The sequence below is a fragment of the Bradyrhizobium vignae genome, assembly GCF_004114425.1.
In the GTDB taxonomy this organism is placed as follows: Bacteria; Pseudomonadota; Alphaproteobacteria; order Rhizobiales; family Xanthobacteraceae; genus Bradyrhizobium; species Bradyrhizobium vignae.
In genome coordinates, this window is record NZ_RDQF01000013.1 from 59899 (window position 1) to 76111 (window position 16213).

Here is a 16213-nt window from a genome sequence, read left to right on the forward strand (position 1 = left end):
GGTCAGGGGACTGGCATGACCTGCTGTGAGACGTCCAGCTCTCCATTGAGCATCTTGTCGCGAATCAAGGCGATGCCGGCGATCTTTTGCAGGCTGACCTCAAGACCTTCCTTGCTGTAGCTTCCGAGCTTCTCGCCGTAGATCAGCGGGACGGCACAGGTGATCGGCAAGAAGCCCACGGCAAGTTTCGTCTTCTCGAGAGGCTTAAGCTCCTGGGCGATCGCCTTCAGCGTCTCGATCGGGAGAATGCTAGAAAGCGCTCCGATGATCGCACCCGTCCCGACGGTTCGCAGCAAATCGCGCCGCACGGGAACAGACCGTGCAGAAGCGCCTGCTCGACTCGATTTGAGATGGCAGCCTCAAGGGCCGCTGAGCCGGACCAGGCGCGCAGCAATCGCAACTCTCGCCGCCGAAGCGACGATGCTTCGATGCATCACCCATGTGCTTTCCCCCTTCAGCGTCCTCATTTCAAAAATGGCGTCCGGCGCCACCTGGACGAAGCTTGGCGTATCAGTCGGGAAGCGGTACTTTGAAAATGCGCAAGGGCCTTCGCAGAAAAGCGATCACCCGGCCCACGGGGCGGCAGCAAAGCGCAGGCGATCAGTTCATTGTCGGCGCGCTAGGCAATGTATCTGGCTCACCAAGATCCCAATATAGCCCCGCCATAATCTCTAGAGCTTCACGCGCGAGCCCGATCGGCAGGTGCTCGCCGGCTGCATGTTGCCGGCACCCAGGATAGGCATGTGGTATCCACAACGTGGGCAAATCCAGCACGTTGGCAAAGATATCGTTCGGAAGGGATCCTGCGAAGTTGGGCAAGATTGCCGGCAATTTTTGTGTCGTTCGAGCGATCGAGGCTTGAGCCCACCCGGCCCAGGGTCCCTCAGGATCGAGACGCGTGGCCAGAAAAACACCGTCATCGGGACTTGGCGTCACCTGGACCATGCCGAGACCGGACTTCGCGAAGTGTCGCCGAAGCGCCGGCAAAATGTCCTCGTAATCAACGCCGACCACGAAGCGGAGCTGACAGCGCGCCCAGGTACTCGGGGGAATGGCGTTGACCGGCGCCCCCGGATTTCCGCAACTCATGGCGAGGACATCGAAAGAGCACCAGCCGTACACCTGCTCTGCCGGAGTCAGTCCCGGCTCACCCCAAGCCGGATCGATCTCAGGTCCGCCAGGACCCCCGTCAACCACACAATCGGCAAGCACCATCCGGACGGAGTCAGGCAGCGCACTTGGAAGCCATTCTGGGACCAGGATGCGGCCGGTCGGGGAGACGATCGTCGCCAAGGCATGCGCGAGCTGGATTGCGGGATCGGAAAGCAGGCCGCCCCAATTGCCCGAATGGTACGCGCTCTCTCGCGCGTTAATTGAAATGTCGAATGTGACACATCCGCGCGAGCCCAGGAATATTGTCGGCCGACGCTCGGACAACCGCGGTCCGTCGGATGCGATGAAGAGATCGGCACGCAGGAGTTGCTGCTGCGTCGTGCACAATTCGCGAAGGCCGGGCGAATCGACCTCTTCACCCATTTCAACGAGGTATTTGAGATTGAATCCCAGCCGACCTCTCGTCTCGAGGACAGCACGGAGGCTGGCAATATTGATGGCATGCTGTCCCTTGTTGTCTGCGACACCACGCCCATACCAGCGATCATTGAGCTTTGCGAGGCGCCAAGGCGACATTCCGGCGGCCCAGGATTCGTCCATTCCCCGAACCACATCGCCGTGCCCATATCCGAGCACAGTCAGCATTGCCGTATCTTCTATGCGCTCTGCATAAAGGAAATGTGCGCCTGCAGCCGTCAAGAGCTGGCAATCGCAGCCGAGTTCTTCAAGCATGCAGCGGAGTTCGTCGAGATACTCGGCAATCTGGTCTGTCCGCTCCGGATTCTGACTCTCGGAGGGAATTGCGACGAGCCGCGAGAGCACAGTCTCGAAGTCCCCAGAATCGAGATGGCTTCTCGCGCGCGAGATTGCGGCGTTCCGGCTCATTACGGGCAGCTCCTCGCACGCCAAAGGCAGCTCAACGGGCGGCTGGAAACACCCGGGTATGCGCAGCATCGATCTCAAAGCGGACGCGTTGACCGGATTGGAACAGCGGCCGCCCGGCGCTCACCGAAGTCCGGGCGGTCAATCGAATGGATCCCACCTGCACGAGCACGCTTTGGTTCGTGCCCGTGTAGGCAGATTCCAAAACCATCGCGGTGGCACGCTCGTCCGGTGTCAAACCGACATACTCCGGGCGAACCGCCAGCAATCCTCGGTCGCCCGACGTCAGCACCTGACCTGCCTCCTGCATAACCTCAAGCCCGAGATCAGCGCTACGGGCACAGACCTCGCCTCCCGACTGCCGCAACTCGACCGGGAGAAAGTTCATCTCGCCGATGAAATCCGCGACAAACGCAATCGCCGGCTGCTCGTATAGCTCACGCGGTGTTCCACACTGCTGCAAGCGGCCCTGCTCGAGAACGGCAACGCGATCGGCCATGGACAGCGCTTCCTCCTGGTCGTGGGTAACGAAGATGATCGTGCTGCCGACCTCCTTATGGATCAGCTTGATCTCCATTTGGAGCTGCTGTCTGAGCTTGCGATCAAGTGCACCGAGCGGCTCGTCCATGAGCAACAGGGGTGGACGGAAGACAAGAGCGCGGGCCAGAGCGACGCGCTGCTGCTGCCCCCCCGACAACTGGCTCGGAAGTCGCGTACCATAGCCGTCAAGTGCAACGAGCTTGAGGGCTTTAACGACTTCACGCTCAACATCTGCTCCACGCAGTCCGCGTCGCCGCAGTGGATAAGCAATGTTCTCCGCGATGGTCATATGGGGGAACAACGCATAACTCTGGAAAACCATGCCGAAGCCGCGACGATAGCTTGGAACATCATTGATCCGCATGCCGTCGAGCATGATATCGCCGGATGACGACGCTTCGAACCCTGCGATCATCATCAGCAGCGTTGATTTTCCCGACCCGCTCGATCCAAGCAAGGCCACGAACTCTCCTGGCTCGATAGACAAAGAGACGTCGTCGACCGCCTTGACTGGACCAAAGTTCTTGGTCAACGAGTTGACCGAAACGGCGCCTCGCCGACTTTGCGACGTTGCTAGGCCTGCCGTTACCTTTGCGCTCACCGTTGCTGTGCTGACGCTCATTTCGGCCTCGTCTCGAATATCTTGCGCGGTATTGAGGTCAATCGCTTCCCACCCGAACTGGTCACCACGACGGACTCGCTGAAGGCAAGGCCAGCAGCGGATGTGTACATGTGAAAGACCATTCCTTCCTCCACAGTCCACTCCGAACGAGGCGTGAAGCAGCGGTAGAGGTCACTCGTGTGCTGGGAAACGAGCGGGGCGGTACCAAGCGTATACCCGGTGATGTTATCGTAGCTCTCGCGCAACCCCGCCGCGACAACGCCTTCCCGGACGATACGGTCGACGTCAGCGGCAATCGCGCCGGGCCGGAGCGCGGCGATTTGGCGATCTTGCAACGCAATAAGAGCCTGAGCCGCAGCTTGCTGCTCCTCGGTTGCCCGTCCCACGATGACGGACCGCATGATCCGTACCGTATAGAACCGTAATCGCGGCAATAGCTCGATATGAACGATGTCGCCATCGACCAGCGGTCGCTCTGCTAAGAACCCATGCAGCGAATCCCAGCCTGATCCGACATTGAGAGGCCCAACAAAGCCATCGTCGAACCCAAGCCGATAGTAGGCCGCAGCGGCAGCTGCAGCGATATCACGCTGATTCTTGCCGCTCGCCACCTCCTTGACAGTTGCGTCGAAGGCCGCATCCAAGAGTGAACCGGCGCGAGACATATGCGCGATCTCCTCCGGCGACTTGCATCGCCTGAGATCCCATCCCGACCGCTCAAGGTCAACAAACTCGGTAGCCGGCAAGAGCTTTCGAAGCGATTGGAGTCTTTGGATCGTGAACGAATTCGATTGAAACTCAGCGGCGATCCGGGCGGGCACCGAACCCCTTTCCCGCAAAGTGCTGACCAGCACTGTCAGCGGATCGTCCCAATCGCCAAACCCCACGATGTTATCCATCCACGTGCGTTGCCGCGCCGGCGGCATATCAAGCTTGCGCACCAGCAGGAACGGCTCTGATGATGCCGGCACGATGCAGGCTCGCCAGAGATTTTCCGAGACCGTGTAGCCCGACAGCCAGGACATCATCTCGGGCTCGTCAAAGATGACGCAGTCAAGACGACGCTCTGCCATCAACTTTCGGACGGCGTCACATCGACGCTTGTACTCCTCGCCGGAGAAAGTGAGATCGCGGCTCATGATCGATGCTCCGTTACAATTGCGAGACCTAGCCAGATTGGGTCGAGTGGAGTGCTCGAGGAAAGGCGCCAGTGGCTCCGTCGTAAGATGAACAATGCGCAAGAGCGATCCATCCATCTGCTCAAGCATGGAGGCTTTCCTGCGGGCGGCGACCTTGAACAACAGCGCCCACGAAGAGCCGCAGAACCATCAGAAGCGCAAGTACAATGAGAAACAGAACGGCGATGACGGCGATCTGGGGACTGATTTCCAGGCGGATGTTGTCCCACATTCTCATGGGCAACGGTGTCGCAGTGGGTCCGCTCAGGAATAGACCGAACACAACGTCATCGAACCCCACGATGAACGCGAAGATCGCTCCGCTCGCTAGCGTCGGTAGCAGCAAGGGAAACGTCACCGTTCTCAGCGTCACGAGAGGGCTAGAGCCTAGGCTCGCGGCAGCGAGCTCGAGGGTGCGATTGAAGCGCTTGAGCCCCGCGATCATGACGACGACCGTATATGGTGCGCCAATGATCGTATAGCTGAGGGCAAATGCCAGCGGATTATCGATGAGCGAGGATCCGGCGAGAGCGAAGAACAGGGAAACTGCGATGACGACGTGAGGAACAATCAGTGGAGAAATCAGGAGAAGATAGACAGGCACGCGCGCAGAGAACCGGTACCGCACGAGAGCGAAGGCGGCAGGCACACCAATCGCCACGCTCAGGAGAGCGGACAGTCCTGCCCATCTCAGGCTGAAGCTTAGGGCATCGAGCCATTGGGTATTCTTGAGCAAACTTGAGAACCACCGCAGTGAGTAGCCGGGCGGCGGAAAGGTGAGATATGGTGCATTGCTGAACGCAAGAGGAATTACGACCACGAAAGGCAGCACCAGAAGAAGGAGCGTCAGCCCGGCGCTCACGTATAACGCGGGTCGGCGGACGACCGTCAAGGCCTCATGTAGCCTCATTAACGGGCCATGCAAAACCGCCGTCAGTCGCTCCAGTATTGGCGACCGCGGGGAGAGACCGGTTGACGACTTGCCGGTCGAAGAAACGTTGTTATTTGGGCGATCATCGAGTTCTTCCGCAATCCGCTGACGAAATATCAGAAAGACCGCGATCACCGTCAGCATCAAGATCGATGATTGGGCTGCGGCTTCATCAAAATTGCCGAGGATCAGCACGCGCAGGCTAATGCCTTGAGCAATCAGATAGCTGTCAGGACCACCAAGAAGCTCTGGCGTAATATAGAAGCCGAGACTGGAGAGAAAGACGAGCGTGCAGCCGCTAATCACGCCTGGCATCGAGGCTGGTAGCGTGACCCTCAGGAAGGCATCGCTAGGAGGACTTCCGAGGCTTTGTGCTGCTTTTGCAAGGCTTGGATTAACCCGCGCCAGCACGGCGTAGAGAGGAAACACCATGAGCGGCAACTGCACCTGCACCATGCCGACATAGACGCCGACCGAATTGAACACCATTTGCAGCGGCTCAGAGATAAGGCCAAGGTGCAAGAGGAGCTGGTTAACCGGCCCGTTGGGGCTGAGCAGGACGATCCAAGCATAGGTCCTGATCAGGACACTCGTCAGATAGGGGAGAGTGACAATAAGAAGCAGAAATGCTGCCGGGCGCGGCGGGCATTTCGATATGGCATATGCGAGCGGATAAGCAATGAGCAAGCAGACGATGGTGACAGTCGCGGCTAGCGCAAGTGTCTTGAGGACGATCCATAGAAACGCCGGCGAGTTGGCGATCTCGATGTAGCTTTTGAGCGACCAGGCACCCTCGTGCTGCAGGCTCTTGAGTACGAGTTGCGCAAGCGGCACGATGTACCCAACCGAGAACAGGGCCACGATCGGTAAGAGAAGGAGGACGGGCAACAGGTGCTCCCGCCCTAAGGCGTCTCTCCTGTGCGGCATGGCGACACTCGCATCCACCATTTTGAGCTACCGTACGCCGGAAATCCAACGTTCCCATTGAGCGACGGCAATTTCATTGTTGGCCTTGCCGTTGGAGCTCACAGTGTTCCAGAATTCGTAGTCCTGGACGAACTGCAGCTTCCGTGCTTCGGGTGAGGTCGGCAGGAGCTTCGCCCGTTCGGGCGGCACATGCTCGAATGCGCGCGCATTCGGCGGCGCGTAAAGGATGTGCTGGACGAACTTCGCCTGATTTTCGGCTCTCGCTGAGAACGCCAGAAACTTGAATGCGTTGTCCGCATTCTTCGTTCCTTTCAAGACCACCCAGGTGTCGTACTGCAGCATCCCCTGATTCCAGGTGTACCCGATCTTGGCGCCCTGCTCGTTGGCTGCCGAAACCCGACCGTTCCAGGCGCTACCGGCCGTGATCAACCTATCAATGATCATCTGCGGAGCTTCCGCGCCGTTGTTCCACCACTTCAGTATACTGGGCTTGACACGGCTGAGGCTCTTGAACGCGCGATCCCAATCAAGCGGATACAGCTTTGACGGATCGACACCATCGGCCATTAGAGCCGCTTCGAAAGTGCCGCCATCCGAGGCCCAGGTACCGGCCATGAGCGAACGCCGACCTGCGAATTTTTGTACGTCCCAGACATCCGCCCACGTGTTCGGCGCACCGGATGCAAACTTTAACGCATCGTACGCAATAAACAGCGAATAGATGATCGCAGGCACGGTGAACTTGCCGACCTTGACAGGACTGAACGCGTCAAGGTCCGCCTTGTCGAAGTAGCCATAGTCGATCGGAAGCAGAAAATTGTCCCGCTCGAAAGTAGGGGCCTTGCCGCCAGGAAGAATTGTCACGTCGTATCTGGGAGCGCCGGCGAGCACGCTCGCCCGCACGGCCCCCGTGTCGGTCCGGGGCTGAGCTATGACCTTGATGCCAGTTTCTTTCTCGAATGGCTCGAAATAGGCGATCCGCTTGGCCTCTCCCCAAGAGCCGCCGCCGTCGTAGACCACGACCTCACCGGTACCTTTCGGGATTTGTGCAATCGCGGGGGCCGGGAACAGCGAGCGCGCGGCCGCCAGTCCCCCTGCCAAAGCGGTGCCCTGAAGCAGCTTGCGTCTGACTACGTCCACCATCCTTCCCTCCATGTGTGGAAGACTTGCTCGATCCGGCTTGCGCATATAATCTGACAAGCGGCTGGCTAAATCCGCCGTTTTGCCACCCAAAATGCCAGAAAGCTGCAAATCTAAATTTTAAATGGCTGTCACGCGCACCGACCTGGATCGCCTCGATCTGAAGCTTCTCATGCTGCTGCAGGAGAATAACCTGCAGACCGCTGAGGAATTGGCAGAGCGCGTGGGACTTTCGCCGACTTCTTGCCTCCGCCGGCTCAGGCGATTGCGCGAAAACGGGGCGATCATGTCCGACGTCTCGATCATATCGCCTTCGGTTGCTGGCAAACGGGTCACGTCGATCGTGCTTGTGGCGCTCGAGCAAGAGCAGCTCGACCTTCTGCACACCTTTAAAAGTCGAATGAGCGCCTATCCTGAGGTTACGCAGTGCTACTACGTAACGGGTTCGGCTGATTTTATTCTGGTCGTCAACACTGGCTCTATGGAGGAATATGGGGCTTTCACCGAGCGAGCATTCTTTCCCGACAAGAACATCAAGTCGTTCAACACATACGTTTCGATGCAGACGGTCAAGTTCACCACCCGCGTCAATCTTGACGTATCCTGACCGGCCGCTTTGGTCCTGCCTATGGGTTTCCACTCCAAGCTGATAGATCAGTCGGGCCTTCCGTCGCGAAAAGCAGAACCTTGGCGGACTGATCGAGCCCAAGCCCCTCTCGGTCCTTCTCTTCGGCCGCCCGTAAGAGGCCTGCTAATCCCGCCGCTCCCGATTCTCCGACACGAAGAGGCTGATCGCCTGAAACGCCGTCATTAAGCAAACGTACTGCGTTCGCAGCCTCTTCATCCGTGACCGTGATGTAGCCGCTGCTCAGCTCTTGGATGATGGGCCAAACCAACAACGATGGGCTTTGGCATTCAAGCATCGACATGTTCGTTGCCGGTCCGGACGGGAGCCGCACGGGCATCTTGGCTCGGGCGCTCTCGTAGAGACAAGCCGATCGTTCCGGCTCCACGATCCAAAGATGGGTATCCGGCCCGAATAGACCACGCGCCCAGCCATGGCCGAAAACGCTTGCTGCAAGACCTCCCACACCAGCCTGAACCAGCACATGCGTAAACGGCTTTGACTGTCCTGCCGTTGCTGCAATGATTTCGTCGATCAGCACCGTATATCCCTGGACCACAAACGTGCAAGCAGTGGCATCCTCCCCGGGCCCGACCGTATCCGGGACAGCGATCCAACCATCCTGTGAGGCAGCCTTGGCCGCAGCCTCGACGGAATCGTTATAGTCTCCAGCCACTCGCACAATTGCAGCGCCGAGCCGCGAGATATGAGCGGCTCGCTCGTCGCTCACACCCTCGTGGAGATATACGACCGCCCGCGCTCCGATGAGCCTTGCTCCAGCCGACACCGAACGGCCATGGTTACCATCCGAAGCACATGAAAATGTGAGCTCCGATAGCATAGACCGCACGCCAGGCTCCGCCAATTCTGCAGGCAGAATCGAGCGGTCGGTCCGTTTCTCAACGTAATTCATTGCGAGCTTAAGCACTGCATAGGCACCGCCAAGCCCCTTGAAACTGCCTATGCCAAGCCTCTGAGTCTCGTCCTTGATCCAGATTTCGCCGAGATCCAGCTTTTCCGCCATATGCGGCAAAGAAATCAATCTGGTCGGCGCATAGCGCGGACAAGCCCGAAGAAGGCGCAGAGGATCATTTCCTGCGTTGCGGTCGCACCACCAAGGAGCCTCTTTCAATTCGGGTGAGCGATTGCGCAGCAGAAGGGGCCGATGGTCGACGAGCGTCTTCGACGCAGTTTCCGCGGATCTTGAAGTGGGGACCAAGGTCATCCTCCTGGGCAGGCAAGTACGATTTTCTCGAACCACTTTGCCAACCCGTGAGGCCGTTTGGCGCAATCTATGAAGCCGCAAATGAAGGATTTTGGCATTGTGAGCCTTAAAATGGCGGGTTTGGGCCCTTCTGTCAGGTATGTTTCCAGAGATTGGCTTGGCGAGGACCGGTCGTCTCTGCGAATCTCTCCATCTACCTTCGTCGCGAAGAAGGAACTTCAGGTGCATAACGTTCGGAAGCACACTGCAAGCTCGATCAGGGATCTTTCTGATGCCGACGTCATTCGCTTGCGAGCGGATACGCCCGGCGTTGCACATCGAATCCATCTCAACAATGCGGGCGCCGCGTTGATGCCGAGCCCCGTCGTCGATGGTATGGTCGCATACCTCCAGCGCGAATCTCAAATTGGTGGATACGAAGCCAGTGCCGAAAGCACGGGGCGGTTGGAGGGCGTATACGATAGCATTGCTCGACTGGTCGGCTCAAAGCGCGAAGAAATCGCCTTCGCCGAGAATGCCACTTTGGCATGGCAACGCGCCTTCTATTCGCTCCGCTTTAGCCCTGGCGACCGAATTCTCACTAGCTCCGCAGAGTTTGCGGCAAACTATGTTGCGCTTTTGCAGGTTGCCCGCCGTACGGGCGCACGGGTCGAGGTTATACCGGACGACGCAAATCAGGTTCTGGACCCGGAGGCGCTGGAGCGCATGATTGATAAGCGCGTAAGGCTGATCGCCATCACGTGGATACCGACCAACGGCGGCTTGGTGAACCCAGCTGAAGCCGTGGGACGCATCGCACGCGCTCATAGCGTTCCCTACCTGCTGGATGCGTGCCAGGCTGTTGGTCAGATCCCCGTCGATGTCCGTGCACTTGGTTGCGATATGCTGACGGCAACAGGACGGAAATTCTTGCGTGGTCCGCGCGGAACAGGCTTTCTCTACATGCGAGACGATTTCATCAAGGACATCGAACCCGCCATGATAGACCTGTTTGGCGCACCTTGGGTTGGACCTGAGCGCTACGAACTTAGGCCCGACGCACGACGATTCGAGACTTGGGAAGCGAACTACGCGGCGCGGCTTGGACTTGGTATCGCCGCGGACTACGCGCTTTCGATTGGTATCGAGAGGATCGAACAACGTTGCCGCCAGCTTGCGAACGAGTTGCGAGCAGCACTTGGCACCGTCCCTGGGGTCTTGCTTCACGATCTTGGAGAACGTCCGGCTTCAATCGTGTCGTTCACAGTACGGGGCGCAGGTGCCCGCGAGGTCATGTGCAAGCTTGCATGGCACAAGATTAATGTATCCGTCTCGCCACCAGCAAGTACACCGTTAGATGCAGCACGCAGAGGTCTGCCGGACATTGTTCGCGCATCCCCCCATTACTACAATACGATCGATGAGGTTCAAACTCTCGCGTCAGCGGTCAGGAGAACTGCCGCGTAGTCGCAGGCTGCGAGCGGCGCCGATTGTTCAAACATGTCCAGTTTGCGATTGCGGCCCAGCATGTGGCTTATCGAGGGCTCGCCGTTCGCATCACGGCTCTCCATCCTCCATTTCGGTCGGCGTAGGGCCAGAGAAGCTATAGAGGTAGCATCACCGCTGAGCCAGCGCCTTTTCTTATCGCCAAGCACGAACAAGGTACGCACGTGACGGTTCAGTCCCACGTGGGTCTCCATAAAATGATGATGGCCTCCGACGCTCGGAGGCCATCTCGTTTGTTATCTTGACTGGTCATGCCGCTAGGGGGTTTGTGGCGCACACGGTGTAAAAACCGTTCGATACGGACCCGATGTGCACAATGCTTGGCGTTGTCGCGGAGGAGTGCGATAAATGCCCGCAGTCCGGGCGCTGCGGCCTAACTCTTCTAGCCATTTCTCCCACGCTTGGCTGAGCTGGAGCGCCTCACGCTTTGCGAGCCCCTCGGGCTGAGAGCATCGATCTGAGACATCGGCCAGCCTTGCGCGATCCAAGCTTGTGTGAGCCAGGCAGGCGGGATCCGCGGCACTCTCTTTTTCATCTTTTCTCCTCCGGCGCTTGCGCTTTGGTACTTTGCGAGACCCCGCGTCGCGGAGTCGCACAAAGAGATCCATAGCAAGCCTTCTCTCCCTTGTAGTTGGCGAGCGCTTGGACCAACGGGGACATAACTTCCTGTTTCAGTTCTTCGGGGATAGGCTCAGGACCGTCCAACGACTTCAGCGCCACCTCGACCACCTCGATCGCACGATCCTTGTTGCCGCTCTCGTAATAGTACTGCGCGATCGCCGGATAGGACAGGAACTTAAGGGCCTGACCGCCTTGCGGAGGATTCAGTGCCAGGATGTGTTCGGACAACTCCTTGCCCATCGCAAAGCGCTCGGCAGGCGGCAAGTGGGAGTTGTCATTCGCCGGATCGAAAAGTTGGCGCATCGCCTCCGCCATCCACAGCTCGGATTTCTTGTCTATCGCATCGCGAACCAATTGGCTCATGACCGGCAAGCCGGTCTGCAAGTCGCGCACTTTGTGAAGCAACAGATCCGCACGGAGCACACGGAAGTTGAGGTCGTCCGGCATCACCGCGACGCCCTCTTCGAGCGCCGAAAGCGCCTTCGTCCAGTCCTTCGCCTCCATCGCTGGCGTAAGTTTGGCAAAGATCGGCTCAGTCAACGCTCTCTCGCGCGCCTCCTTTTCGCCTTTGGCGATCCGCTCTTTATCGGCGTTTCTAGCTTCATCACTGCTGCGCCAGCTGCCGTTAAGAATTTTCGACAGAACGCCATCGAGTTCCGTCGGAAAACCGATAAAGGCGATGTGGCCGTCACGGTCGACGACGAACGAGGTGGGAATCCCGACAGAAAGACTGGGATCCATCCAAAGCTTGTCCATTTTCTCTGTGTAGTCGAATCCGACCCGGTAGTTGAGGTTCGGAAGCTTTTCGCTCAACCATGTGTCCAATTTGGTTCGGGCCTCGTCCGTCGTTCGAGCTTGTTCATAAGCTGCGACTGCGACGACCTCAACTCCGCTGTCTTTATATTTATCTTGCAGCTCCACCAGATGGGGCATGGCGGCGACACAGGGCTCGCACCAAGTTGCCCAAAATTCGACGATGTACACTTTTCCCGGCTCGAAGCTCGTGAGGGGCTCGCCACGCAGCCAGTTCTCCACCGTGATCGGAGGAGCAGGGGACTCTAAACCCAGCACCATGTTACTCTCCAAAGTTATTGTCAAAGGGTGCGCGACGTTTGCGCCAGCTCGTCTCTGATCGCGACCGCTAGTGGGGCTGCCTTGGTGTAGACGCGCTGCCGGAGCGAGGTCCGCAGCAAATGTCGCTGTCGCCGCGCTAAGGCCTACGACACACAAGATCACACGCCAACAAGCTCTTCCTTTCACACGAGGGCCACATCGGTTCAAGGAAGGAGAGCATCGCTGGTCTCGCGTTGGGTGCGCTCAGCACTTTCAGTACTGCCGCACCCTAGTAGCAACGTCCGTGCCAGCATCGTCTTCGCATTAAGTGTTTGACTGCGGAAGAATAGCGTCAACAGCACGATCGCCACGTATCTGCCTCCCTTCGACAAACCGGCTGAGCCGCAAGGCTTGCGCTGCTCTGAGCGACGCTTCAAAGGCGCGGAGAGCGCTCCAGCTGCGTGATCCAGTCAACTTCACTCGAGGTGACGTTATCCGAGCATCGCCGAGCCTTGCTCCGGGGTTAGGGGCGCGATCACTCGCATGGCTCTGCATGGACAAGTCCAACGAAAGCGTGGCCGCTGAAACAATGGCAGCGGCCTTTGAGCGATGACCTTGCCGAAGACACACCCTTCCCTGTGGCCTGTGCCACCTGCGCATTTTGTCAGAATACAAGCGCGCTCTTGTCTGAAACCCGCCTCCGACTGTCTACGAAGCCACATTGCGTAAAAAAGAAGAGAAAGTGTTCTGTGGTGCTGGCCCGAATCCTGCAGCGCCTCTCGGCGCCAGGAAGTTTGGTGCCGGCAACAAGATGGGAGTCGAGTGTGGACCTCGATCGTTCAATCGACAATGCGTTTGCCGCACCAGTTGCACGCGTCCCCTTCGGGGGCGACGTCGTGCGATTCGGAGACGGATGTCCACGTAAATCTAGGCATTCGTCCAGCGGTGCCACCCGCGCCAAGGTCGCGGAACGGCTTGCTGGCGCACCGATACACCTGTTGATCGACAATGCGGCATTTCGTCATAGATACCGGACCATACGTTGATGGCGTCATTCGAAGGCTGAATGAGGCGGCTGCATCTGAATCTGCCTGGCCTGACCTGCCTCCGGCAAGACCTCTTTCCCGAGTTCAAGGCGGCCTCGGTAGTGATTGTCGACATGACTCGGTCGACAGCCTAGCGGCGTTCAACCGTTTCCCAGCGCCGCCATGGCCTGCCGCGTCAAGGCTGACGGTTGCCTGCTAACCCTGAAGCGAGGCACCAATACATGATCGACGAACTGGATCTGCGAACCTTCACGCCACATCCGCAACGCGACGCTGTGCTCGGAGAAGTGCACGCGCGCCCCTTCATGCGCCTTGTTTCGCCGTTCAGCGTGATCCACTTCGCTTTTCTTGCACAGGGCGAGGCGGCCACAAGCGATCGCTGCCGTTTTATCGATTTTTGCCTCGAGCACAATCTTACGCCGCCTGAGCAATCGGCGAAACTTCATCAGATTGTCATCGGGCCTGCTACGCTACGCTGGGAGCAGCATTCGGAATTTACAACATTCACCTGGATCTGGACTCACGCAAATTGTTCTGCCGCAGACCAATTTGACAAACTTGACGGTACCGTCCGATCTCTGATCCGCGCGTTGCGTCAGACCGGACAATTGCTGGTCGCGATCAGGCTAGACGTGGAGCAAGACGCCTCGCCGACCAAGCGGGCCGAACAGATTTTTGACAAGGACAGCCTGGCCATGGTTGCCACAAAGGACGGCGCAGCCGTTGCAGCCTCAGACTTCCGCGTAGACGAAAGAGGCTTCACGAAAATCCTCGTCTGCGACCTGGGGTTGACGTCGCACGATCTCGGAGCGCTGGTGCAACGGCTCCTGGAAATCGAGACCTACCGTCCATTGGCGCTGCTTGGCCTGTCGGCGGCCCTTGAGCTTGCACCGGCTGTTGATCGCATCGACCGCCGTCTTGTTGAGGCACTCGAGAAAATGCAACGCGGTGAGGGGCTGCAGTTCAACAACCATCTGCTTGCCGAACTGACGGCGCTGGCCGCATCCTTCGAAAGAGGCGCGACCAGCAGCCTGTTTCGATTCGGCGCCAGCAGGGCCTATAACGAGCTGGTCCAATCGCGATTATCCATTATTGAAGGCAGCGATGTCTCGGGGTATCCAACCTGGTCGTCGTTTCTGGCGCGCCGCATGGCGCCGGCGATGCGAACCTGCGCAACTGTGGAGGATCGTCAGGCGGCTCTGTCGGTCAAGCTCGCGCGTGCCGCCGATCTGTTGCGAACGCGGGTCGACGTCGAAATCGAGCGACAGCATCGTGATCTGTTGCAGGCTATCAACGAGCGCGCGAGACAGCAGCTTCGGCTGCAGTGCACGGTCGAAGGATTGTCGGTCGCGGCGATAGGATATTATGTGGTCAGCCTGTTTAGCTATGTTGCCAAGGGCGCGCATGATGTCGGACTGCGAGTAGAGCCCTCGTTCCTGACCGCAGCCTTCGTGCCGATCGCGGTCGGCGTGATCTGGCTGGTGAGTTACAATGTCCGAAAGCGACACTTCAAGCACGACGACGCGCCCTCGGTTACTTGCGAGTAAAGCTCCTTGAGGGAATCGGTGCGTCCCTCCTGCGAAGCTCGCATGGTCGGGTGCGTCGCTGCCGCAAGATCGCAGCCGGCTCCTGCGCAAGGTAATGCCCCGCCAGGACCAGGGAGGCGAGGCAATGTGGGCCGGGTCAGTCGCCTTTGCGGCGCCTGGGGCGGTACCAGATCAGGCTGAAGCCCTCACCTTCCTCGTCGGCGAAGAGGTAGCGGCGCTCAGCGGGTTCGAGAGGCTGCAATCATGTCGCGCTCGGAGCTGGCCCTTGCTTTCTTGATCGGCCGAACATTTTGCGGTGGGTCGACCCTGTACGGATTCGGTTCGCTGGTCGTCTGATAGTCACCCAGATTGCCGCCCAAAAACAAGACCTCGGTCTCCTGAGACGGTATTCCCCTCACCCAATCTAGCAGCTCCTTATCTCCGGGAGCGCGCCCGCGCTCTAGAATACCCCTGATTTTCTCGGTTGTCCAAGCGGTAACACTCGGCACCGTGTAGGTGTGTAGCTCCTTAGCATTCTTTGCAATCGCCTGCGCGCCATGCTCACTGTGGTCATTTGAAAGAAGCAGTCGTGAGGGTTCCTGGGACAATGATACAAAAGCACTATCGGTAAGGCCTTGCGTGTGCCATGCGCCGAGGCGCGCCATATCAATTTCGTCCTCCGTCTCGTCGTCGGAACAGATACCCGACTTAGAAACATGGGGCCTAGCGTGACAACGAAAATCCGCTAAGGAACGCACATGCTCGATGGCGCTCACATCCTCATCTAGGCGCGGCTTGCAATCGATGGCCTCGTCCTGAAAGCGGTGCAGCCGCAAATATGACGATGCTAACACATCGTCGAGAATGCGACCGCCATCGACACCACCGGCCGAGGACTCGTTCGTTGCTGGCCACCGCGCTACTCGCCGCGCAGCCAGCCTGATTTCGTTCTTCAGAGTCTCAACGTTTGCTCCGGCCAGCGAAACGGCAAGTTCGGCGCGTCCCGCGACAAAGGATAGGGCCGGGCACCGTTCGCGTTCCTGGATAGCACGCGCTCGCACATTTCCCTTCGTGAGGGTCGAGGGGGATCCAACCTCGGAACAGTTCAAAGGGGCAGTCGAATCCCACGTTTGCAGGACTGGCCGCACGTCATTAAGTTGCCGCTCAAAGTTCGCCTGATCGACAGAAGGGTCTGCTAGTGAGCTGGATTGTGCATTCAAATCTTCTGGCCGTTGCGGCGCTTGTGTGGCGTTCGGTAGATCGATAATCATTTTGTTCCCGTCGACTCGATACATTCAG

General features: G+C 58.5%; 12 protein-coding genes. 3 read left to right on the forward strand and 9 right to left on the reverse strand.

Annotation, left to right across the window (positions count from 1 at the left end; all coding sequences use genetic code 11):
• Window positions 1-2: 2 nt before the first annotated feature.
• The 6 genes from EAV90_RS40500 to EAV90_RS13710 all read right to left on the reverse strand — a co-directional run bounded on the left by EAV90_RS40500 (window position 3) and on the right by EAV90_RS13710 (window position 7336).
• The gene (locus EAV90_RS40500; protein ID WP_245509501.1) at window positions 3-308 is read right to left on the reverse strand and encodes an ABC transporter substrate-binding protein; all 306 of its coding nucleotides are present in this window, start codon (window positions 306-308) and stop codon (window positions 3-5) included.
• Between the two features lie 292 nt (window positions 309-600).
• On the reverse strand, window positions 601-1998 hold the full coding sequence (locus EAV90_RS13690; RefSeq protein WP_129143622.1) for a M20 family metallopeptidase: 1398 nt from the start codon (window positions 1996-1998) through the stop codon (window positions 601-603).
• A gap of 31 nt (window positions 1999-2029) precedes the next feature.
• On the reverse strand, window positions 2030-3157 hold the full coding sequence (locus tag EAV90_RS13695; RefSeq protein WP_129143623.1) for an ABC transporter ATP-binding protein: 1128 nt from the start codon (window positions 3155-3157) through the stop codon (window positions 2030-2032).
• Window positions 3154-4296 carry a M24 family metallopeptidase gene (locus tag EAV90_RS13700; protein ID WP_164936910.1) on the reverse strand — a complete coding sequence of 381 codons (1143 nt, stop codon included), beginning with the start codon at window positions 4294-4296 and terminating at the stop codon, window positions 3154-3156. The genes EAV90_RS13695 and EAV90_RS13700 overlap by 4 nt, the downstream gene beginning before the upstream one ends.
• Before the next feature lie 121 nt (window positions 4297-4417).
• Window positions 4418-6154, reverse strand: a complete 1737-nt coding sequence (locus EAV90_RS13705; RefSeq protein WP_164936911.1) for an ABC transporter permease subunit — start codon at window positions 6152-6154, stop codon at window positions 4418-4420.
• 66 nt (window positions 6155-6220) lie between these two features.
• A complete protein-coding gene (locus EAV90_RS13710; protein WP_164936912.1) occupies window positions 6221-7336 on the reverse strand; it encodes an ABC transporter substrate-binding protein in 1116 nt (371 codons plus the stop codon).
• A 121-nt stretch (window positions 7337-7457) separates the two neighbouring features.
• On the opposite strand from EAV90_RS13710, the gene EAV90_RS13715 reads away from it, so the two are divergent.
• Complete coding sequence (locus EAV90_RS13715; protein ID WP_129143627.1) at window positions 7458-7940, forward strand: Lrp/AsnC family transcriptional regulator; 483 nt, start codon at window positions 7458-7460, stop codon at window positions 7938-7940.
• A gap of 19 nt (window positions 7941-7959) precedes the next feature.
• Here the strand turns inward: EAV90_RS13715 and EAV90_RS13720 are convergent, their stop codons facing one another.
• A complete protein-coding gene (locus tag EAV90_RS13720; protein ID WP_164936913.1) occupies window positions 7960-9177 on the reverse strand; it encodes a diaminopropionate ammonia-lyase in 1218 nt (405 codons plus the stop codon).
• A gap of 87 nt (window positions 9178-9264) precedes the next feature.
• On the opposite strand from EAV90_RS13720, the gene EAV90_RS13725 reads away from it, so the two are divergent.
• The gene (locus EAV90_RS13725) at window positions 9265-10629 is read left to right on the forward strand and encodes an aminotransferase class V-fold PLP-dependent enzyme (RefSeq protein WP_245509502.1); all 1365 of its coding nucleotides are present in this window, start codon (window positions 9265-9267) and stop codon (window positions 10627-10629) included.
• 570 nt (window positions 10630-11199) lie between these two features.
• Here EAV90_RS13725 and EAV90_RS13730 read toward each other — a convergent pair.
• On the reverse strand, window positions 11200-12363 hold the full coding sequence (locus tag EAV90_RS13730) for a TlpA disulfide reductase family protein (protein ID WP_129143630.1): 1164 nt from the start codon (window positions 12361-12363) through the stop codon (window positions 11200-11202).
• Between the two features lie 1246 nt (window positions 12364-13609).
• Here EAV90_RS13730 and EAV90_RS13735 point away from each other — a divergent pair.
• Entirely contained in the window at window positions 13610-14935 is a 1326-nt protein-coding gene (locus EAV90_RS13735) for a DUF3422 family protein (protein ID WP_129143631.1), read from the forward strand.
• A gap of 218 nt (window positions 14936-15153) precedes the next feature.
• Here the strand turns inward: EAV90_RS13735 and EAV90_RS13745 are convergent, their stop codons facing one another.
• Entirely contained in the window at window positions 15154-16209 is a 1056-nt protein-coding gene (locus tag EAV90_RS13745; RefSeq protein WP_129143632.1) for a hypothetical protein, read from the reverse strand.
• Window positions 16210-16213 lie beyond the last annotated feature (4 nt).